This is a genomic window from Bacillus sp. PS108, from assembly GCF_037963335.1.
GTDB lineage: Bacteria > Bacillota > Bacilli > Bacillales > Bacillaceae > Bacillus > Bacillus subtilis.
In genome coordinates this window covers 522,942-543,808 of the sequence record NZ_CP150155.1, presented here as the reverse complement: position 1 = coordinate 543,808, position 20,867 = coordinate 522,942, and the positions used below count along the sequence as shown (strand labels likewise).

Below are 20,867 nucleotides of genomic sequence, written 5' to 3'. Positions count from 1 at the left end.
AGCCCAACTATAAATCCGTCAAGAGGCAGAATGTAATGAGGTGAAGAATGATTAAAAGACAATTTACGATCATTAAGGAAACAGGGTTTGCGAGACCGGCTACCCTGTTAGTCAGTATAGCTCATCGGTTTACATCAGACATTTTTCTTGAATACCAAGGGAAAACTGTTAACCTCAAACAAGCGCCAAAAGCCATCATGGACATTATGGATTTAGGAATTAAACCAGGAACCGAAATATATATACACGCAAATGGATCTGACGAAGCGAAGGCTATACAAAAAATGAAAGAGCATTTACTAAAAAACGATTATATACAGTAATCAAAATCTATCGTAGTAGCGAGATTGTTATCGTTGGTTGATTTATTTATTTTGCGACAAAACAGCTTTTCAGATCATGCGTTCATTTTTCTTCTGGTGATCATTCAACCTAAAATACAAAAATTAAAAAGGATCTACAAACGAAAATGGAGGGTTTATATATGTGCAGCAGAACATAATACCAGGGGCAGTTATACCCTTGGTATTATTGGATACCGAAAGAACTTAAATCTCTACAGGTGCTTATAAGCTATAAATGGTTAGTCTCGTGGCATTTCTATGTGCTCCGTTTATGCTTAAGGGTGTTCCACATTTTAATGGATACAATAGAAACCAAAACAAATGATGCGACAACCAATACAGTTCCCATTAATGACTCACTAAAATTGATCACAATGAAACTCGAAAATATCAATAAAGGGATATTCGTAACGATAACCGTTAAAATGTAAGTGGTATACTTGATTCCTACAGCTGCCGATAAAAAACAAACGACATCTGTTGGAGCTATTGGACAAATCATCCCCAGCGCCAAAAACTTATAATTGTAAGTCTCCAATAATTTTTTCAACTCTGGATATTTACGTTATAAATCCTTCATCATGTCCCCGCTTGAAAACACAGAAAAAGGGGCAAAACTTCTTAAGAATTCTTAAGTTTTCGCGATGCTATTCAAGATCGTTTCCTCTTCTTAAACAGTTTTCAATATCATCCTATCTATTCCATGGTAATATTTAGATACATAAACTTATATATGAAGCTGACCTGAATTAATGGAGAGGAATGAAAGAATGAAGAAACACAGAAAGATATATTTTTGTATTACTGCCCTGCTGCTCATGATTTTGCTTGCTGGATGTACGGGCAGTAAGGATGAAGAAGCACAACAACCTTCAAATCAAGCTTCTGCTGTGCAATCTGACGAAAAACACACTGAGCCTGAAGACAACACCAAAATACGCAAGGATGAAGCGGAGCCGATAACAGAATCAGAAGAATCTGCAACAAAAGCTGCAAATGATACCTCTTCAGCAGAAGAGAAAAGCAAAGAAGACAATGTATTGGCAGCATACTCTTCGGAAAAAATTGAATATGCCAGAGTTTGGCTTCAACTTGGACCTAATCAAGAGATAGATGAATTAAATGTTCGACATATTTCGGCTGGCGAGCCAATTAATCCTAATGATGATACAAGTGCCAGCTATCCAGAAGATGTGACCCAGTTAGCAGGTTCTCGTTTAGTAGATGGATCAGTCACTTATCATGGCAATGGGGATGGCACGATTCATGTATATAATGTGCCTTTACGCTGGGATTCCGCTGATGATGTAGAAAAAGGCGTTATGCGGGAAGTGACTGAGAATATCATAAAAAACAGAAAAACAGTGTATGTTGATACAGGTGACAATGAAAAAATCAAGCGGATCATCGATATCATGATGATTCATTAATCAGTATTCGTTTGTCTGCACCTGACTAAAAACAATGGTTAATAAGGTATATTAATACAAAAAACAAAGTTTGGAGTGTAGTAACTTGCTAAAAATCTTCCGGTTCTATTAGTTCTCCTAGGCATTCTAAATGTGATGAGCCGTGCCATTGAGCTATTTCTAGGTGTTGCATTAATATTTTATAGCGCTGTCCAGTGGCATACAATGTTAATCTAAAGAAGCATTTCAGCAGTAAGTGAATGTTGTCCTAAGAAAAAAACAAGCATCTTACTATGCTTGTTTTTCTTCTATAGAAAGTATCTTATTACGCTATGATGCTATTCCTTTAGCCTGAACCTTGGCGTGCCTAATCCTTTAATCCCTTTCCATCGAGAATTTTTTGCACATATTTTTCGACTCTCGATTCTCGGGTTTTGGATTGTTTGGCTTGAGAAAAATAAAGAGTGTATGCTCTTTGCCGTCCCGGGGTCAATGCTTCAAAAGCAGTTTTCAAGGCAGGGATTTCATCGAATTTATTTTGAAGTTCTTCAGGAATGTTCAATTCAATATTTTTGTTAACTTCCACTTTCAAACCAGCTTTTTCAATTTCAATGGCTTCGTGAATATAGGCATTCAAAATGTTTTCTAGCTCATTTATTTCCTGAACATTTGTAAACCGAATCTGGCGCGCCGCCTGTACATTCTCCGTTTGTTGAATGAGAATTCCATGGGCATCCTGTAATAGGGCACCTTTGTGAAACAGAAGCGCACAATATTCTTTAAACCCATGTATTAAAACGACATTTTTATTATTGTATGTGTAACAAGGATGCATCCACTTAAAATCTTCAGTCAGCTCACAGTCAAGAATGATGGTTCTCAACTTCTCAAATTCTTCCTTCCACTTTTTCGCTTTACTTAAAAATTCATCAACCTTCGGATTCGTTCTGCTATTTGTCATGAAGGAATTCCCCTCTTTCCAAGCTTTTTACATTTACGTGAATTGACAATAATGAAGTTCAGTTTTATTTTTGACATCTCGGTATTTATTTTATTCTTCTATAGGTTCCTTCTCTTATTATTCAATAGATTAAGCTTAAAGTGGGGATGATGCAACAACAAAAAAAGAAGGCCCACAAGCCTTCTCTTCTTGTATAATTATTTCACTGACAATCTGAAAAAATAACAATTCGATTATTATATATCTTTTTTATTCTTGCCAATGCATAAGGTTACGGCAACACTAGCTATACTGACTAAAGTTCCTGCAATAGAAACTAGAATTGTCAAAAAGCCATTGGGAATAAGAAATCCAATTGGAATGAGCCCCAGAAAAGTGAAAACGATAAAACATTGGTATACACCAGATATTATTCTTACAACCAAATTGCCAAAAAAGGACATGACTAATGGAGGGATAAATAAAAATACAACGATTCCAATTGAGATCATCAAGATAATAGGTTCATCAAATGAGATGACATAATCTCCAGGCGACTCTTTAGCTGCCGCTAAAACAACAACGATAGACATCATTAGTGTAACAAAAACAAGAGAAAACCTTTTTAACAACGTGATGACTCCTTTACCTAAAGCGAGTAATCCTGCCTTTTTCAAATCCGATAACCATTTTATGTGATTCAATTAAAGAATATGCAGTGAGTGACACAGCTATAAGGAATCCTGGTCACAAGTCTTTATACCAAAATTGCTGATTTAGATTTAATGGAGCAACTATAGTTAGTTAGATTATTAGACGACGCAATACGACGCAATAGACTTTATCTAACAATATAACAAATTAATGTAAATTAAACAATCCTATCCTTTATCGTCCCCTAAACCATACCACCACTGGAATGAGTAATAAGGACAACATCCCTCCAGCAAATGATAATGCTAGGTAACTTGAACCTGCCACAATCATTCCAGATAATGCTCCGCCAGCAGCCCCTGACAACGCAATCAGAACATCCACTGTCCCCTGCGTTTTAGCTCGTGTGGCAGTATCAGTTGAATCTACAATAAGGGCAGTCCCGCTTATCAAACCAAAATTCCACCCTAATCCCAGTAAAGAAAGAGCAATGACGAGAAGAACCATAGAATCTCCCGGAGCAAATGCTGCTATTACACCTGCCAAAAGCAACGTTGTTCCAGAGGAAATAGCCATTGCGGTACGTCCCAACCTATCTACAAGAACACCTGTAACCAGTGAAGGGAGATACATAGCACCTATATGAAAACCAATAACAAGCCCTACTGCCCCCAAGTCATGCCCATGATGTCTCATATGAACCGGTGTCATTGTCATAATAGCTACCATTACTATTTGGGTAAGAACCATAACCGTTGCCCCAACGATTATCCCTTTTTTGTTTTCTGTATGCTCAGTTGCCGCCAAATGTCCTTTATCACCAGGCTCTTCATTTGCCGCTTCTATTGTTCTTGCGATAACTAATGGATCTGGACGAAGCATAATGAAAAGGACCACACCTGCTAAAATATATGCTGCTGCGGCTAAAATGAAAGGGCCAGCAAGTGATGGAACTCCAATAGAAAGAGCGAAATCCCCCATCACATTCACTAAGCTTGGACCTGCCACTGCGCCAAATGTAGTAAAAACCATGGTTATACTAACAGCAGTCGCTCGCTGCTTATGATTTGCTAAGTCTGTACCAGCATAACGGGCCTGTAAATTAGTGGCTGTACCTGCACCGTAAATAAGCAACGAAATAAATAACAAGAAAATACTATTTATGATTGCTGCCATAATAACGCCTATTGCTCCAAGTCCGCCAATCATAAAGCCAGCCGAAAGACCTGTTCGACGGCCATAACGTTGAGAAAGTCTTCCAACAATTAATGCAGATCCTGCTGACCCTAAAGTAAATAACGCAGAAGGCAGACCAGCAAACGCATCAGTGCCAAGCATTTGCTGTGCAATAAGCGCACCGACAGTCACTCCTGCCGCCAGCCCCGCACCGCCAAAAATTTGTGAGATACTCACAACGAATAGTGTACGCTTGTATAACGATTTTTGTTTTTCTGGTGAACCGATGTAGCTTTGTAATGAAGCAGTTTGAACATCTATTGCTTTTACGCTGTCCTTGTCTAACATCATCTGACCTTCCTTTCTAAAAGCCAATTTTGTATAAACCTCCCTCTAGATGTGGATCATCATAACACGCACAAAAAAGCCATACAATGTCATAATTGTATGGCAAACAATATTAGGTAAGATCATCTAGCAAACGTCTCAGGATCATTAATCCTTGTTCAAGCTCTTCAAGTGTTTTTGGTGCACAGACAGAAACCCTTACAGCCCTTTCAGGACAACTATTTCCCACTACAAAGCGTTCAGCCGCATACACTTGCACTCCATGTCGAGCAGCCAATTCTTCAAATTCGGCACCAGACATTTTACCCGGTAACAACAACCAACGAAAAATGCCTGTTTCAACACCTAAACATGTATATCCCGCAACATATCGGTTTACGAGTTGATTTCTGCGAATGGTTTGTTCACGATGACTCTCAATTAAGACTTCAAATTGATTTGATACAATCGTGCGAGCAGTAAGTTCAGCTAATAGCGGGGAAACGGTTATATTTAAATTATAAAGCGCCTTCGATATTGGCTCCTTATATTGTCTCGGCACTGCTACATAAGCCAAACGCAGGCCTGGCGCTAACGATTTTGATAAACTTGCAATATGAATAACCTGTTGCGGTGCGAATGAGGCGAGTGCCGGAAGCGGATTTTTGTTGAGAAGATGGTACGATGCATCCTCAATAACAAATAGATTATATTTCTTTGCAATGTCTGCAACCATTCTTCGATTCTCAACAGACATAAAGGAAGTCGTCGGATTATGATAATCCGGGATTAAATACAAACCTTTAATATTTTCGTTTTTACACGCATATTCAAGTGACTCCGGACTCATTTCATCGTTTTCTGATTTTATCGGTACGATTTGCACACTAAGCAATGATGCAACAGTTTTTAATCCAGGGTACGTATGATGGTCAACACCGATGCGATCTCCAGGCTTACAAAGACTCGCCAATGTCGCAGCAATCGCATTTTGCCCTCCATTTGCAAATAAAATGTGATCAACGGATGTTTCAAATCCGCCTCTTTGGATGAGCTTTACAGCTGCATCTTTTTGCCAAAGGCTTTCGCCTGCCCGGCCGTAGCTAAACCATTTTTCATAATCCTCCTCCTGAATCATGTTTTTCAGTTGGTGTAACAAGGGCTCATATGAAGCGTGATCTGGAAGTATTGCTCCCATTTCAATTAAATGTGTCGGCTTTGTATCCTCAAGTAAATACGCATTCGACAACGCATCATACGATACAAATGTGCCGCTCCCTACAGTCGCACTCAGCAGCCCCTTTAACTCACACACTTTAAATGCTTTGGAAATCGTACTCACATTTAAATCTAAATAATCGGCCAATTCTCGCTGTGGAGGAAGTTTTGTTCCAGGTAATAAAACTCCGTTTAAAATATCCTGTTCCAATTGCCCTGCAAGTGCTTTATAAATAGGCTTTTCAGCTTTATCAATCGATGGCTTCCAGCTCATCGGATAATTTTCAAAAGAATTGATAGGCATGATACGCATCCTTTTTCACTCAATTATATGAATGTGCTGCTTATAAGACAATTATAACTTTCTTTATTGATGCCTTTTTATGAACAGCATGCTTCAATAAAACCTGTACAAATACAAGTGAATCACTTACTTTATTTCATATAAGTCATCCTGCAAAACTGTGCACAGAATGTCGGATAAATACATTTCACTCCTGTTATTCTTTGGTTAAAGGAGGCCAAATAAATGGATTTGCTTAAAAGTATGAATAGGGCGTTAAAGTATATTGAAGAAAACCTCACTAACGATATTGATTTTCAAGAGGCAGCAAAGCTTGCTTTCTGCTCTGAATATCATTTTAAAAGGATGTTTTCCTTCCTTGCAGGTATTTCATTATCGGAATATATTCGTCGCAGACGTCTTACTCTTGCAGCTTTTGAACTGAAAGACAGCAATGTAAAAGTGATTGATATTGCAATAAAGTACGGTTATAACTCACCTGATTCTTTTGCACGGGCATTCCAAAATTTACATGGCATAAACCCATCAAAAGCCAGACTTAATGGCCATTCCCTTAAAGCTTATCCACGAATGACCTTCCAGCTAACAATTAAAGGAGGAAATGAAATGAACTACCGTATTGAAGAAAAAGAGGCATTTCGCATCATTGGCATTAAAAAAAGAGTTCCTATTATTTTTAAAGGGATTAATCCGGAGATTGCATCTATGTGGGAAAGTTTAGATGAAAAAGCAATAAATAAACTAAAAGAGCTTTCTAATGTAGCACCATCAGGCCTCATTAGTGCATCCACCAATTTTTCTGAAGGTCGGACAGAGGAAAAAGGAGAGCTCGATCACTATATTGGCGCAGCCACAACGAAACAGTGTCCAGATAATTTCTCACGGCTTGAAGTTCCTGCCTCAACATGGGCTGTATTCGAATCAATCGGGCCATTTCCGGATACACTGCAAGAAGTATGGGGACGCATTTATTCCGAATGGTTTCCATCGTCAAATTACGAACAAATAGAAGGTCCAGAAATATTGTGGAACGAGCATAAGGATGTAACATCACCATCTTTTAAAAGTGAAATTTGGATACCAATTACAAAAAAGGAATACGTTTTTTGATCAGAGAAGAAAAATTGAAGGTTCTTGAAGAAAAAATACCAAGGGCGTCAAAACCCTTGGTATTTTTGATATTGCCGAGAGGGCTCAAACTCCACCAGTGTTTTTCATTGCCGGACCGGTCATGTAAGCAAAAAAAGCCCCTATATATCCCGATTTGCATGATTCCTAATCTTTAATATCGATTTTTCACTTTGCATAGAAGGCTCTTTATGTAAAGCCAATATTAAAGTTATCCCTATAATACAAATAGCACCAATCCATTGAAAAGAACCAAATGGCGCTTTTAACCAAACGACAGTTGTTACAACAGCGGATAGAGGTTCTAAACTGCCTAATAGGCTTGTTTCTTTGGGAGAAAGGCTTTCCAAGCTTTTTATGAAGAACCAGAACGCAATCATTGTTCCAAATAATATCACAAATAAAATATATGCATACGCCTCAGCAGTTAATCGTTGAAAATCCAGTTGCCATGGCGGATGGATAAAACCCAATGCAAAACCGCCAATAATCATAGCCCAACCTACAACGACAAGAGAATCAAATTTATTTAATAAACCAACGGCATACAAAGTATAAAAAGCTGCCGCGAATCCTGATAAAACTCCCCATACTACTGCAGCTGCCGGCACTGAAAGTTGAGACATTGAACCATTTGTTAACAAAAAAAAGCAACCCACTAAAGCAAGCACAACAGTAATGATATCTTGTTTGACAAGAACCGTTTGTTTTCGCAAAAGCGTGTAGATAATGACGATTACTGGGGATAAATATTGCAATAATGTAGCAACGGCAGCATTCCCATGTTGAATGGATGCCATATATGTGTACTGCACAGCTAACATTCCCAATAGGCCAAAAATAAGAAGCTGGCCAGCCGACGCTTTGTTTTTCCAAACCTCAATAACCTGAGACCGATCCTTTCTGAACAGTTGCAGCATTAAAAGTAACATTCCAGCCGTAAGCAAGCGTGTCGTTACAAGCCAATTGACATCAATTTGATATTCTTGAAAAAGTTTTTTGGCTACTGTGCCTCCAATTCCCCAACATGTCGCCCCTGTGATAACATAGAACAATCCCATTCTTCTATTGGAAGTATTCATACATGACTCCTCACTAATAAATATAATAATAGTGTTATAATAAATGCAAAACAGGATAAAAAATACTCAAATTGAATGAAAAAATATAAATATATTGAGGTGATAAGTCAGAATGAAGTATTTTGTGATCGATCAAAATTTAAAAGAATTAACAGAGCACCGAACGGTAGAATTACCAGTTGCCTGTTACAAGACAAGGATCAATCAAAATATAAATGGCTATATTCCGCTTCATTGGCATGATGAAATCCAATTTGTTTTGATACTAAAAGGAATAGCTCTCTTTCAAATAAATGAAGAAAAAATAGAGGTTCACGAAGGGGATGGATTATTTATCAATAGCGGCTGCCTGCACATGGCAGAAGAAAAGGAAGGCTCGGATTGTACGTATATTTGTTTAAATGTGTCACCCCATTTCGTTTTATCTCAGGAACTGTATTCAAGCTATGTTCAGCCCTATATGTTTTCAACCAATTTGCCCTATTTATTTTTGGATGGAAATCAACAGTGGGCAAAAAATATTCTAGATGCTGTTAAAAAAATAAATCAATTGATTCAACAAAAGACATCGCTCTATGAGATTGACATTACGATGCAATTAACGTTAATGTGGAAAAACATGGTCGTTAATGGTTTTCAATTAGAGTACGATCAATCTGAAATGATAAAAAGTCATCGAATGAAACAAATGTTAAACTGGATCCATCTCCATTATGCTGAAAAAATCACATTAGAGGACATTGCAAAAGCTGGCCAACTGAGCCGTTCTGAGTGCTGCCGTTATTTTAAACGAATGCTGAATAAGACGCCATTACGTTATGTAATGGATTATAGAATTCAAAAAAGCTTATTATTACTGCAACACCCTGAATCCAATGTGACAGAAGTGTCTTATCAAGTTGGATTTAACAGTACCAGTTATTTCATAAGTAAATTTCAACAAGCGATGAATATGACGCCATTATCATACAAAAAAATGAATTCATAAAGTTTATTCTATTAATAAATGGAGTCCCCTTAAGGTGTTTACGGCTTTATAACCAACATTGTATAATGATAGTCATTCTTAAAAATCGAGGTGATCATAACATGTTTTTAGCTCCACTATTTGAAAATGATGTTCCAGTAGCACTTCTCCGCCCTTAATGGAGTAAAGTGACTACTTCTCTCCGTTAGGGCATTTATTGACCTAATTTTAAATACGGAGGGAACAAAAAAATGAAAAATACCCTGTTAGGTTCTATATATTTAGCTTTAGCCGCTAGTATCTGGGGTGGCATGTATGTTGTGGTTAAGGTTGTTGTCGCAGTGATTCCGCCTTTTGAATTGGTTTGGACCAGGTATGTCATCGCCATCCTTGCGCTTCTTATTGTTGGTTTAATAAGGAAACAATCTTGGAAAATTCATAAGCGCGATCTTTTATTAATTGTGGCCATTGGAATTGTTGGCAACACCATTTCAATTGTTACACAAGAATATGGAACGATGTTGTCTTCAGCACAAATGGGAGCAATTATTACGTCCTCCACACCAGCGTTCATGGTTATTTTTGCTCGTCTATTACTTAAAGAACCATTGACTATCAAAAAAGGAACCTCAATTATTTTAGCGACCATAGGTGTATTCTTTATTGTGGGAAACGGACATATTGATACATCTCATCAGCTTGGCGGTATTTCTCTGCTTGTTGCAGCCCTTACATGGGCACTTATGTCAGTGCTGATCAAACGCGTTCCAAGCAGTTATTCACCAATACTTGTTACAACATATTCAACTTTTGTTGCCATTGTGGCGCTAACTCCTTTTGTAAAACCTAGCACCATTTTTACATCACAACTGCTTGACCCTAAAATTCTAGGTGGTCTTTTGTATTTGGGAATTGTTTCAACCGCTTGTGCTTTTTTATTGTGGAACCGAGGCTTACAATTATTAAATGCCTCAAGTGGAGGCCTCTTTTTCTTTTTTCAGCCTCTGGTTGGAACCTTACTCGGATGGATTCTGCTTGGAGAACAAATAGGCGGGACATTTTGGATAGGTTCGTTTTTAATTCTGAGCGGTGTTTTATTAGTCATTAAAGAGAAAGAAAAAGAAGTGAATTCATAACAAAAAGAAAAGCAAACTATTTTATATAGTTTGCTTTTCAATTAACCTTGTTCTTTCCCCTTCACTTCTTTATGTTCTGGTCTTCATTTATAATCTCTCCTTTCTTTATTTTTCTTTTCACCTCAATACCCATTTGAAGGTTGTCAATTTCCATGATAATAATGCCAATCTCGGTGGCAAAATGTTCAATATCCACAAACCTTTTTCTGTTCGCAAGATAAGTGAAAATGCATCATTAAGTAAGTGGGCCGTTATCCATATCAAATCGGTAAAGAAATTAGAACTTAATCATGTACTTTTAATATTTTTAGCTGACATTTCACAAATATCGTTCCTTCTTATTTCTACTCAAATCATTTCTGTGATGTCATTGAGCCAATGAAAAACTGCTCACACGGATCAATTGACCTTTTCCTGATTGGAAATCCGACACGTTCCCTATTGTTTTTGCTTGATCTGTTTTTTCAAAAAAGTTATTGACATCAAAAATTCGATCATGTTATTATTAAAATTTTGATATTACACCTCCATATATGGTAATCTTAAGAAGGATACCATATATGGAGGTGGATGATATGTTTCAAATTGGCGATAACATTGTTTATCCAATGCACGGAGCAGGTATAATTGAAGCCATAGAAGAAAAAGAATTCTTAGAGGAAAAACAACAGTATTATGTCATAAGAATGTCAATCAGTAATATGACAGTTATGATTCCAACGAGTAAAATATTGAGTTCGAATATACGACCAGTTACCGATATACTTGCATTAAAACACATTATGCACATTTTTCAGCATGGAGAATCCGATAGGTTACTGCCATGGAAGCAAAGGTACAAAATAAACACGGACAAAATAAAAACAGGTGAAATACAAGAAGGTGCTGAAGTTGTACGTGATTTAATGCGTATGAAGAAAGAAAAAGCACTTAATGCAAGCGAAAAAAAAATGCTGGATAATGCATATGAATTTTTGATTAGTGAACTGGAAGTAATTAAAGGAATCACTGAAAAACAAATAAAAAGTTTTGGTTAGATACATCCCAAAAGATATTTCGGAATATTATGATGAAAAGCAAATCTTCTCCAACTTATGTTTAGAACATTAACGACCTCTTTTGTTATTCCTACATTCTAATCCATTTTTATTATTTACATTTCTTCTGCGAAGATTGAAGTTTTACCAAAAAACTCAATAAAATAGTCACTTTTTTTAGTATCCTGATTCACACTGGCACGGACAAGGAGCCGTAAGGATGGAAGAGAGGTAGGGCTTTCATTGTTTTAGGTATCTCTAAGTGATTATTTCCAGGAGAAAAAAACAATCGATCTCCTCATTATTTTTAAGAATTTCTTATATCCACTGCCACATTGAATAATAATTGTTTATCTTCTTCTCATAAAAGAGATATGCGAGTTGATAACATTTAGATGAAACCATTTTTATAATTCATCTAATCTTACTTAAAGTAACGAACGTGAAAAAAGAAAGAGTTATATTTGAACAAAACATTAAATAATTTATATACATTCCGCATATTGTCAATCCAGTATGTTATACTGTAAACAAACCTTTGAAGTTTTAAATCTTTTTCTATACCTTGTAGCATCTCCCTACTCGAACGTTGAGTAGGGTTTTTTATTGAGTATGAGATAGACATAAAAAAACAGGCCCTATATAAAGAGCCTGTTTGTATAAACGATTGAAGATTAAGCTTTTTGAACGTTAGCAGCTTGAGCTCCACGAGCACCTTGCTCAACGTCGAACGATACTTTTTGACCTTCGTCTAAAGATTTGAATCCGTCACTTTGGATTGCAGAAAAGTGTACGAATACATCGTCTCCATTTTCGCGTTCGATAAAGCCAAAACCTTTTTCTGCATTAAACCATTTAACTGTACCTTGTTCCATTTTTGTTGCCTCCTAGTGTGTAACCACACAGTATATACTATCCTTGCCCAAAGTATCATCAAGACGAAAAGTCAATCTTCATACTATCCTTTACACCGAACAAAAATAATTCTTCTTTATTATATCAGGTATCGGAAATAACTGCAAATTAATATCGATGGCATTATTTGTTAAACTTGACCTCAAATCATCTTTCTTTGCTTTATTAGGAAATTCAACTCAATCGCAAAGCCCCCTATTCGGGAAAATCATTTCCAGCAAATTAATCAACAAATGGATTTCCATATTTATTTCATATACATCATTTTCTCTATGTTCTCAGGAGTATCAAAATCAATCATCTCTAAAATTAAATTAGTAAATTCAATAGGGGCAGTTCCATTAGCAGTAACCAAATTTTTATCTCTTACTGCTTGTTTCTCTACAAAACTGCTAATCGGTTTATATTGTTTGTAATCTTTCCATAAGTAAACAAAATTACCTGTATGGCTATGATTATTCAGCAAACCATTCTTCGCCAAAAAATCCACTGCACCGCATATCGCTGCTATTGGAATGTTTTTTTGAAATGCAGTTTTTACAAAATGTAATAGTTTTTTATTGTCATTACTCCAGGAATCCCCGCCAATCATAACTAGCAAATTAAAATTTGCAGGTTCTAACCCTATTATGTAATCGACAGATGTTTTAAAACCACCTATTGAGCTTACAATAGGGTCTAAAGAAACAGTGTGAACCGACCAATCTTCTCTTTGATTTAATGCAGATGCTAAGTAAACACCTTCCCAATCTGCATACTGGTCTAATATAAGAAATAACGCCTTTTTCACAACTATATACCGCCTTAGATTATAAGTTTTTTATTATCCAACCTTTTCGATTTGTTACGAAGAAAAAATACTCTATCTTCCGTACCTGCCCTTCCCCAACAATTTGGGGTCAGGTGAGTGCGATAAAGAGGAGTGTTCATCACATCCCTGTAATCTTTGAGTAACGTTTCCTCTTGCAACATTCATACGATAATATTTCATCAGAAAGCATTAAATCTCCTGTTCATGAAAATAATCAACGACTTCAATTGATTATATAAGCTGTAATCTCCAATTTGTTTCATTTTTCAAGGAATAATAAAGAAGGATACTACATAAGTAACATCCTTCTTTCCCAACTTTATGACTTTTAATTTGCTTGCTGTGCTTGTTTTACTGATTCTTTGCTAAAAAGTCCAACAATATTCCACAACACAATTACAGAAGCTATTATTAAACGAGTAGTACTGACTTCTTGGTTAGTAAATAATTTATAACCATATATTGATCCCAATGCTACTATACAAAAAACATTGAACCATTTACTCCAACGCAATTAAAAAACTCCTTTTTAATTAATTACATCTCCATACAATCTGTATACATTTATTATAGTACCAGTATTTTATTGAAAATATATAAAAAATTTTTCAATATCTAATCTTAAACCTTTCTTAACTGATCCTACAAATCATTACTTTCACACTTGTTACGTTGGCAAAATAAAAAGAAGACTACACGTTGTAACACCCTTTTTTATGCTTTGACTTCCATATAAACTTTTGAGCTTGGCATCAACCGTCCGGCTAATATCTTATTATTTAGAATGTGTAGCGATACATAGAAAAACTAAATTAGCAAGAAAAAAACATGTTATATCAAAATTGAACCAAGTTTTTTCCAAGATTCCTCAGACGAGGGATTTTACTTCTGTATAACAAAAAATCACTTTGTCCTTTATAAAGACAAAGTGATTTTAAAATTAGCTATTAGGTAAATCTACTTTTGCAGGAGTACTTGTCCAAGGTTTGCCCATTTTCTTTTTATGAGCTTTATCTTCAAAAAATTGAACTGTAGCATACTGATACCAACTATCAGTCATTGCTCCTTTTTCGTATAAATCATATTTATAATACGCATCAGGGATTTGTTCTTTTGCCCAATAAGAGAATAAAATAGTGGCAGCCTTACTCCCCCATCCCAAGCCAGGGACAATACCGACTAATGACATTGTAACTGATAACGCATTTTTAGCTGCTTTTGTATGCCCAGATAAAGTCCCCACATAATGGTATCCCTTTTTAGGTTTTGCAGCCTGTGTTGTGAATTCATTTGATTTCAAATTATTGTTTTCATAATTTGTTCTTTTAGCAACATTTTCATCATACTCAAAGTTTAAACCTTTTTGTTCTATGCCATCGACTTTTACAGTATGATTATTTCCGTTCATCTGAACTTTGTGAGTTTCATTTCCACTCACATACTCAATTTCAACTAATTTCCCGTTCGATGAAATCTTTTCACTTTTCATTTTGTAATGTAGAGCTAGTTCTTCGTAAGAAGGGGTTGTCTTAGAGTCCTCCTTTGCAGAAGCGTAACCTGCAGGTAAAAGTGAGCCTAAAGTCAATGATGCAGCCATAACACAAGTAATAACTCTTTTCTTTCTCAATTGAAATCCTCCTTGTGTTACACCTTAAGAATCTGAATTACTAAATACTTGCTTAATTTTATAAGCAATAACAGCGAGGTATAAAATTGCAACAAACACTAAAACTCCAGTGCCATAATCAGTTTTTGCAACTAGAAAAAGACTTAACACACCGAAAATAATGTACATAACAATATCAAAGATATTTTTCTTGTTGTTCATATAAACTCCCCCGTTTAGCAATTGATTCCAGGTGCATATTTGATTGCAGCCCCAGTGTATTAAACACTTACAATTTTGTCCAATTGAAACTCTCTGGCAATATTACTTTAATCATATCGCAAAATAATTTTTTGAATTATTTTCAGCACACCTACTCTAACATGATTCTTTTTTGATTTACATAAAAAATCGAAAAATTGAGTCATTTTTCCTTGGAGAATAAGTGTGTAAATCTTAAAAAGGACTATTCATTCATTTTGAAAATTAGAGATACATACGCTAATCATTTTATTTTCATTAAAATCCTTTTCGTGTTTGTTGATAATATGGAGAGGTGATGAAAATGTTCAAAAAAAGAAATCTGACTCCTGTTCTATGTAGGATACCGTTTTTTGAATTATTTGGTTTGGGGATACAGGGGAATATGAAATATAATAAGTGGTTTTAAATAACTGGTGAGTATTGGTTAGCATACGATCTTCCATAGTCGTTTTTCTGCATAAAAAAATAACACCAAAGATGGTAAACCCTTGGTATTATTGGGGTGCGGCCGAGCGAACTTGAACTTTACGGGTTATTCACCCCACTGGGCCCTCAGCATAGTAAATCCATATCATTAGTTATGAAAGCTTGTTTTCATTGCACTTTCTAACTCCACTTTACATCATTTCTATCAGTTTGTATGAATTATGGTTAATAATTGGTGAGCAAAAACCCATTTCCTCACTTCTTCAAATCTCATTATAAAATGATTTCATATTCGTTCCCTCTCATAAAACAATTAAAACTACAGAGACACTATCTTTCTCGGTAATTGAATTCACAAAAAATCTTTTTTATATCGAACGGCTAGATAGATTGCTGAAGCGAAGAATGCAATAGAATACTTAAATAAGAAGAAAACTTGCCACATATATTCTTTTGGGAAAAGCAAGTCGCAAAAAATTAGTGCACATAATGTACAGAGGCTACCTTTTAAAGCGATTTGGTTTGTTCTTTCGTCAGTCTTACCCATTTTTTTAGTAAATACGAATGTCAGAATCAATCCGACTACAAGCAATACAAACCCACTGCCAATAAGAATATTCCAATTTCCCGGAGAATGTTCAGCCCAGGACTTTAAAGGGGAAAAAATTGCGTTGGTGATCGTATCTGTGATCGAATTCATTTTCATTTTTGATCATTTCCTTTCTCATAAGTAAAAATCTCGTTTACATCCACATTAAAAAATTCGGCAATTCGAAAAGCTAACAGCAGAGTCGGAACATAATTTCCTTTCTCCATTACAAAGATGGTTTGTTTGGAAACCCCGACTTTCTTTGCTAATTCTTGCTGAGACAATCTGGCAAGTACACGATATTCATAAACCTTATTTGAGATCGAATCACCAAAATCTTTCTTCATGACCATCACCTCTTGAACCAAATTATAAACTCACCTTATATAAAAGTAAAGCAAACTTATACAAAAGTATAAAATAATTTTATGTTTATTAAGATTACTTTGATTTAATCATGAACCAGAATGCAGAAAGAACCTGACGAAATTCATGATTTCGTCAGGGTTCACTTATCGATCTGGTGTAATTTGTGGTTCTTGGCGGTACATTTTATGATATTCAGTGATACAACAGGTGATCAATTTCCAAAAACAACAGTAAACGGTTCTGGTGGTGCTAACCGAACAATAATTCTTGGTTATCACTCTGAAGAGGCAGAAGTTGTGGACACAATTGATGTTTACGAATAGCTAAATCCAAATAAACAGAAAATCAATAGTAATTTAAATTAGTTGGCTTACTGTAGGTAAGTAGGCAGTTTGAGGGCAGTAGACAATTTTAAAAATAAGCACAAAAAATACCAAAGGTCTACAACCCTTGGTATCATTGATGCGGCCGAGAGGACTTGAACCTCCACGGGTTATTCACCCACTAGGCCCTCAACCTAGCGCGTCTGCCATTCCGCCACGACCGCGTGATCATTAAATTGTGTTGTGCTGGTTTAGTAGGCTTTTAACCTAGTAAAACAGATTTGCATGCACTTTGTAAATAAAGTGCGGGTGAAGGGACTCGAACCCCCACGTCGTAAGACACTAGATCCTAAGTCTAGCGCGTCTGCCAATTCCGCCACACCCGCAAAAAGACAAATGGTGAGCCATGAAGGACTCGAACCTTCGACCCTCTGATTAAAAGTCAGATGCTCTACCAACTGAGCTAATGGCTCTTACTATTCAATTTCAAAAAAATAAAAATGGCTGGGCTAGCTGGATTCGAACCAACGCATGACGGAGTCAAAGTCCGTTGCCTTACCGCTTGGCTATAGCCCAACGAAATGGAATGACCCGTACGGGATTCGAACCCGTGTTACCGCCGTGAAAGGGCGGTGTCTTAACCGCTTGACCAACGGGCCGATGGTTGAGAACTTATATCGAAATCTTATGGCGGAGAAGGAGGGATTTGAACCCTCGCGCCGCTTACGCGACCTACACCCTTAGCAGGGGCGCCTCTTCAGCCACTTGAGTACTTCTCCAATATGGCTCCACAGGCAGGATTCGAACCTGCGACCGATCGGTTAACAGCCGATAGCTCTACCACTGAGCTACTGTGGAATAATGAGACAAGACTTATTATATCAGCCTTGATTTACAGTGTCAAGAGGTAAATGTTTTTATTTATCTCTCGTAACGACTTTTATAATGTAACATAGGCTTGCCATATTCGTCAACCTTTTTCACGAAAAAATTCTTTTTATTTTCCCGCGGCATTTTCCGCACCTGTATCTGTCAGGGTTCATGGCGCGCTTCTTTATATACTGTTGGCCGCAGGCCGTACAGATATACATATAAGTTTTTTTGTTTTCCGCTTTTTTCTTAAGGGGTGTACAGAACCTCGGCGCGTTGACTTGCTGCAAAAGCATTCTAAAATCTCTGTCTCTGTGCTTGTACCCTTTTCCTTCAAGATGAAGATGATAATGGCAGAGCTCGTGCTTGATGATGCCGATCAGTTCCTCCCTGCCGTGTTCAATCAGATATTTTCTGTTCAATTCAATGTTATGAGAGGTTAACAGGTACCTGCCGCCAGTGGTTTTAAGCCTGTCATTAAAAAGCGCCTGATGGCGGAACGGCTTTTTAAAATATGTTTTAGAAATATCCTCTGTCAGCTTTTGAAGCTCTATATTATCCATAGTGCACCTCACTTAAAAAACATTGAACGGGACAATTCACCGTTCGCATACAATATGGTAATCACCGTCCCTCTTATGATAAAAGCTGAGGAGGAATGAGCCTATGCCAAATTGGCTTAAAAAGCAGATGCAAAAAGCGTTCCTTGAAAAAGATAATTACCAAATTAAACTGCTGAATCAATGCTGGTATTTCTATAGGAAAAAACACTGCTCGTAAGCAGTGCTTTTATTTTACCATAGACAGCGATACTCTGCCTTTTTGTACATCTACGCCGTCAACCCAAACTGTCACGATATCGCCCACAGATACGACATCAAGAGGATGCTTGACGAATTGATTGCTCAGTTTTGAGATATGCACAAGCCCGTCTTGTTTGACTCCAATATCAACAAACGCTCCGAAGTCCACTACATTGCGCACGGTGCCCTGCAGTTCCATTCCCTCTTTCAAATCTTCCAGCTGAAGGACGTCTGTTTTCAGCAAAGGCTTAGGCACCTCATCGCGCGGATCGCGTTCCGGCCTTGTCAGCTGTTCACAAATGTCTTTCAGAGTGATTTCGCCGATTTCCAGCTCTTTTGCCGTTTCAGAAAGCGCCAGCTGATTGATTTTGTCCTTCAATTCCGCCGTGCCGATATGTTCTGTTGAAAGTCCGAGTTTTTTCAAAAGCGCTTTTGTTTCTTTATAGCTTTCCGGGTGAATGCCTGTTCTATCCAAAGGCTCTGTCCCTTCCTGCACTCTTAAGAAACCGATACATTGTTCATAGGTTTTCGCACCGAGCCTTGGGATGTCCTTCAGTTCTTTTCGATTTGAAAATTTTCCGATTTCCTCGCGTTTTTTGACAACGTTGCCTGCTACAGACTTCGATAATCCAGCTACATATTGAAGCAGCGCGGCGGAGGCTGTATTGACGTTTACTCCCACCTGGTTTACGACCGTTTCGACGACAAACCGCAGAGATTCATTTAAGCGTTTTTGGCTGACGTCATGCTGATACTGTCCGACACCAACAGACTTCGGATCGATTTTAACGAGCTCCGCGAGCGGGTCTTGAAGTCTTCGCGCAATAGACACGGCACTGCGCTCTTCAACCTTAAGGTCAGGGAATTCTTCTCGGGCCAGCTCTGAAGCCGAATAGACGCTTGCACCCGCTTCATTGACGATCACATAATAAATTTTGCGCGGCATGTCTTTCAGTACATTGACGATGAATTGTTCTGTTTCTCTGGATGCTGTGCCGTTTCCGATCGCCACCATCTCGACTTGATACTGCTCAAGAATCTTTTTCACTTTTTCATGGGCTTCTTTTGTTTTGTTGACTGGCGCATGCGGATAGATCACATCAATTTTCAAGACTTTTCCAGTCTCATCTGACACAGCGAGCTTACAGCCGGTTCGAAAGGCTGGGTCAACACCGAGAACGGTTTTGCCTTTCATCGGCGGCTGCAAAAGAAGTTTTCTCAAGTTCTCTGAGAAAATATGAATCGCCTGTTCATCAGCTTTTTCTGAGAGCTCTTTCCTGATTTCACGCTCGATTGCCGGCTGGATCAGCCTTTTATAGCTGTCTTCAATTGTCTCCTGCAAAATCTCTTTTACGGATGTTGAGCGATTTTTAATGATTTGTTTTTCTAAATACGCCTTAATGTGATCCGCAGGTGGTTCGATTGACACCTTTAAAATATCTTCTTTTTCGCCGCGGTTCATTGCCAGCACCCTATGCGGAACGACTTTTGCAATTGGCTCTTCATACTCGTAATACATTTCATACACATTTTTCTCATCGGTGTCTGCCGACTTTCCGGCTGCGGACTTAATGGTTCCTCTTTTGAAGGTTTCCTGGCGAATCCACTTTCTGAATGTCGGCTCGTCTGAAATTTGTTCCGCAATAATGTGCTTGGCGCCTTCAATCGCTTCTTCTCGTGTGAACACTTCTTTTTCTTCGCTGATGTATTGGTCTGCAGTTGCTGCCAGACGATCATCTTGGGGAAGTGTCAGGATATAGTCGGCAAGCGGCTCAAGGCCTTTGCTTTTAGCGACTGTCGCCTTTGTTTTGCGTTTTTGTTTATAAGGGCGGTAAAGGTCTTCCACTTCCTGAAGCTTCACCGATTGCTCGATTTTACGTTTTAGATCATCTGTCAGTTTATCCTGCTCTGCAATCAGCCTGATGACCTCTTCTTTTCGCTGATTCAGGTTTTGTATGTATTGCCAGCGTTCAGAAATCGTTTGAATCTGAACCTCATCCATTGAACCCGTCTGCTCTTTTCGATACCGGGCAATAAACGGGACTGTGTTGCCGTCCTCAAGCAGACGGATAACACTTTCAACATGTTTTTGTGATAAACCTATTTCTTTCGCAATTTGCTGTTTTAAAAGGGCTGACGTTTCCATGTAACCAAAGCCTCCAATTTTGT

At 37.5% G+C, this 20,867-nt stretch carries 20 protein-coding genes, 7 tRNA genes and 1 pseudogene; 7 read left to right on the top strand and 21 right to left on the bottom strand.

Annotated elements, in window-relative coordinates:
* The first annotated feature begins 47 nt into the window (after nt 1-47).
* Together NSQ16_RS02810 and NSQ16_RS02805 are read left to right on the top strand one after the other, a co-directional pair.
* Nucleotides 48-323 (top strand): HPr family phosphocarrier protein, encoded by a 276-nt coding sequence (locus NSQ16_RS02810; protein ID WP_230488138.1) that lies wholly within the window; start codon nt 48-50, stop codon nt 321-323.
* Nucleotides 324-1,114: 791 nt separating this feature from the next.
* On the top strand, nt 1,115-1,774 hold the full coding sequence (locus tag NSQ16_RS02805) for a hypothetical protein (protein WP_033883529.1): 660 nt from the start codon (nt 1,115-1,117) through the stop codon (nt 1,772-1,774).
* Nucleotides 1,775-2,120: 346 nt separating this feature from the next.
* On the opposite strand, the gene NSQ16_RS02800 is transcribed toward NSQ16_RS02805, so the two are convergent.
* The 4 genes from NSQ16_RS02800 to NSQ16_RS02785 form a co-directional block, all read right to left on the bottom strand.
* Nucleotides 2,121-2,714 (bottom strand): YdeI family protein, encoded by a 594-nt coding sequence (locus NSQ16_RS02800; RefSeq protein WP_015715291.1) that lies wholly within the window; start codon nt 2,712-2,714, stop codon nt 2,121-2,123.
* Nucleotides 2,715-2,950: 236 nt separating this feature from the next.
* A complete protein-coding gene (locus NSQ16_RS02795; RefSeq protein WP_015715290.1) occupies nt 2,951-3,325 on the bottom strand; it encodes a hypothetical protein in 375 nt (124 codons plus the stop codon).
* 256 nt (nt 3,326-3,581) lie between these two features.
* Nucleotides 3,582-4,874 (bottom strand): MFS transporter, encoded by a 1,293-nt coding sequence (locus tag NSQ16_RS02790; RefSeq protein WP_134991920.1) that lies wholly within the window; start codon nt 4,872-4,874, stop codon nt 3,582-3,584.
* Nucleotides 4,875-4,983: 109 nt separating this feature from the next.
* The gene (locus tag NSQ16_RS02785) at nt 4,984-6,372 is read right to left on the bottom strand and encodes a PLP-dependent aminotransferase family protein (protein WP_019712425.1); all 1,389 of its coding nucleotides are present in this window, start codon (nt 6,370-6,372) and stop codon (nt 4,984-4,986) included.
* Between the two features lie 225 nt (nt 6,373-6,597).
* Here NSQ16_RS02785 and NSQ16_RS02780 point away from each other — a divergent pair, with 225 nt between their 5' ends.
* Complete coding sequence (locus NSQ16_RS02780) at nt 6,598-7,482, top strand: AraC family transcriptional regulator (protein WP_230488139.1); 885 nt, start codon at nt 6,598-6,600, stop codon at nt 7,480-7,482.
* Between the two features lie 140 nt (nt 7,483-7,622).
* Here NSQ16_RS02780 and NSQ16_RS02775 read toward each other — a convergent pair whose 3' ends face one another.
* Nucleotides 7,623-8,582, bottom strand: a complete 960-nt coding sequence (locus NSQ16_RS02775) for a DMT family transporter (protein ID WP_230488140.1) — start codon at nt 8,580-8,582, stop codon at nt 7,623-7,625.
* A 112-nt stretch (nt 8,583-8,694) separates the two neighbouring features.
* On the opposite strand from NSQ16_RS02775, the gene NSQ16_RS02770 reads away from it, so the two are divergent.
* The 3 genes from NSQ16_RS02770 to NSQ16_RS02760 all read left to right on the top strand — a co-directional run bounded on the left by NSQ16_RS02770 (nt 8,695) and on the right by NSQ16_RS02760 (nt 11,722).
* Nucleotides 8,695-9,570, top strand: a complete 876-nt coding sequence (locus NSQ16_RS02770) for an AraC family transcriptional regulator (protein WP_327837592.1) — start codon at nt 8,695-8,697, stop codon at nt 9,568-9,570.
* A 230-nt stretch (nt 9,571-9,800) separates the two neighbouring features.
* Complete coding sequence (locus NSQ16_RS02765) at nt 9,801-10,685, top strand: DMT family transporter (protein WP_038428392.1); 885 nt, start codon at nt 9,801-9,803, stop codon at nt 10,683-10,685.
* Between the two features lie 575 nt (nt 10,686-11,260).
* Nucleotides 11,261-11,722 carry a CarD family transcriptional regulator gene (locus NSQ16_RS02760; RefSeq protein ID WP_010886417.1) on the top strand — a complete coding sequence of 154 codons (462 nt, stop codon included), beginning with the start codon at nt 11,261-11,263 and terminating at the stop codon, nt 11,720-11,722.
* A gap of 674 nt (nt 11,723-12,396) precedes the next feature.
* On the opposite strand, the gene cspC is transcribed toward NSQ16_RS02760, so the two are convergent.
* From cspC to NSQ16_RS02685, 15 genes and pseudogenes are all read right to left on the bottom strand, one after another.
* On the bottom strand, nt 12,397-12,597 hold the full coding sequence (gene cspC, locus NSQ16_RS02755; RefSeq protein WP_003234247.1) for a cold shock protein CspC: 201 nt from the start codon (nt 12,595-12,597) through the stop codon (nt 12,397-12,399).
* A gap of 262 nt (nt 12,598-12,859) precedes the next feature.
* Nucleotides 12,860-13,427 (bottom strand): annotated as a pseudogene (locus tag NSQ16_RS02750) (type 1 glutamine amidotransferase family protein).
* Nucleotides 13,428-13,776: 349 nt separating this feature from the next.
* Entirely contained in the window at nt 13,777-13,962 is a 186-nt protein-coding gene (locus NSQ16_RS02745; protein WP_009966647.1) for a hypothetical protein, read from the bottom strand.
* Nucleotides 13,963-14,388: 426 nt separating this feature from the next.
* Complete coding sequence (locus NSQ16_RS02740; protein ID WP_004399401.1) at nt 14,389-15,075, bottom strand: hypothetical protein; 687 nt, start codon at nt 15,073-15,075, stop codon at nt 14,389-14,391.
* 24 nt (nt 15,076-15,099) lie between these two features.
* The gene (locus NSQ16_RS02735; RefSeq protein ID WP_009966645.1) at nt 15,100-15,276 is read right to left on the bottom strand and encodes a hypothetical protein; all 177 of its coding nucleotides are present in this window, start codon (nt 15,274-15,276) and stop codon (nt 15,100-15,102) included.
* A gap of 820 nt (nt 15,277-16,096) precedes the next feature.
* Nucleotides 16,097-16,450, bottom strand: coding sequence for a hypothetical protein (locus NSQ16_RS02730; RefSeq protein ID WP_029317379.1), 354 nt, complete (start codon nt 16,448-16,450; stop codon nt 16,097-16,099).
* The gene (locus NSQ16_RS02725; protein ID WP_003240464.1) at nt 16,447-16,680 is read right to left on the bottom strand and encodes a helix-turn-helix transcriptional regulator; all 234 of its coding nucleotides are present in this window, start codon (nt 16,678-16,680) and stop codon (nt 16,447-16,449) included. Before NSQ16_RS02725 ends, NSQ16_RS02730 begins: the two co-directional genes overlap by 4 nt.
* A gap of 485 nt (nt 16,681-17,165) precedes the next feature.
* A tRNA-Leu gene (locus NSQ16_RS02720) sits at nt 17,166-17,249 on the bottom strand.
* Between the two features lie 80 nt (nt 17,250-17,329).
* Nucleotides 17,330-17,411: transfer RNA gene (locus NSQ16_RS02715), tRNA-Leu, on the bottom strand.
* Between the two features lie 11 nt (nt 17,412-17,422).
* A tRNA-Lys gene (locus tag NSQ16_RS02710) sits at nt 17,423-17,498 on the bottom strand.
* Between the two features lie 28 nt (nt 17,499-17,526).
* Nucleotides 17,527-17,601: transfer RNA gene (locus NSQ16_RS02705), tRNA-Gln, on the bottom strand.
* Between the two features lie 11 nt (nt 17,602-17,612).
* A tRNA-Glu gene (locus NSQ16_RS02700) sits at nt 17,613-17,684 on the bottom strand.
* Between the two features lie 29 nt (nt 17,685-17,713).
* Nucleotides 17,714-17,804, bottom strand: a tRNA-Ser gene (locus NSQ16_RS02695).
* 4 nt (nt 17,805-17,808) lie between these two features.
* Nucleotides 17,809-17,883 (bottom strand) — tRNA-Asn (locus NSQ16_RS02690).
* Between the two features lie 122 nt (nt 17,884-18,005).
* On the bottom strand, nt 18,006-18,458 hold the full coding sequence (locus NSQ16_RS02685; protein ID WP_003234309.1) for a SprT family protein: 453 nt from the start codon (nt 18,456-18,458) through the stop codon (nt 18,006-18,008).
* A gap of 103 nt (nt 18,459-18,561) precedes the next feature.
* Here NSQ16_RS02685 and cmpA point away from each other — a divergent pair, with 103 nt between their 5' ends.
* The gene (gene cmpA, locus NSQ16_RS02680; RefSeq protein ID WP_003225207.1) at nt 18,562-18,675 is read left to right on the top strand and encodes a cortex morphogenetic protein CmpA; all 114 of its coding nucleotides are present in this window, start codon (nt 18,562-18,564) and stop codon (nt 18,673-18,675) included.
* 9 nt (nt 18,676-18,684) lie between these two features.
* Here the strand turns inward: cmpA and NSQ16_RS02675 are convergent, their stop codons facing one another.
* Entirely contained in the window at nt 18,685-20,844 is a 2,160-nt protein-coding gene (locus tag NSQ16_RS02675; RefSeq protein WP_003234306.1) for a Tex family protein, read from the bottom strand.
* Nucleotides 20,845-20,867: the final 23 nt, after the last annotated feature.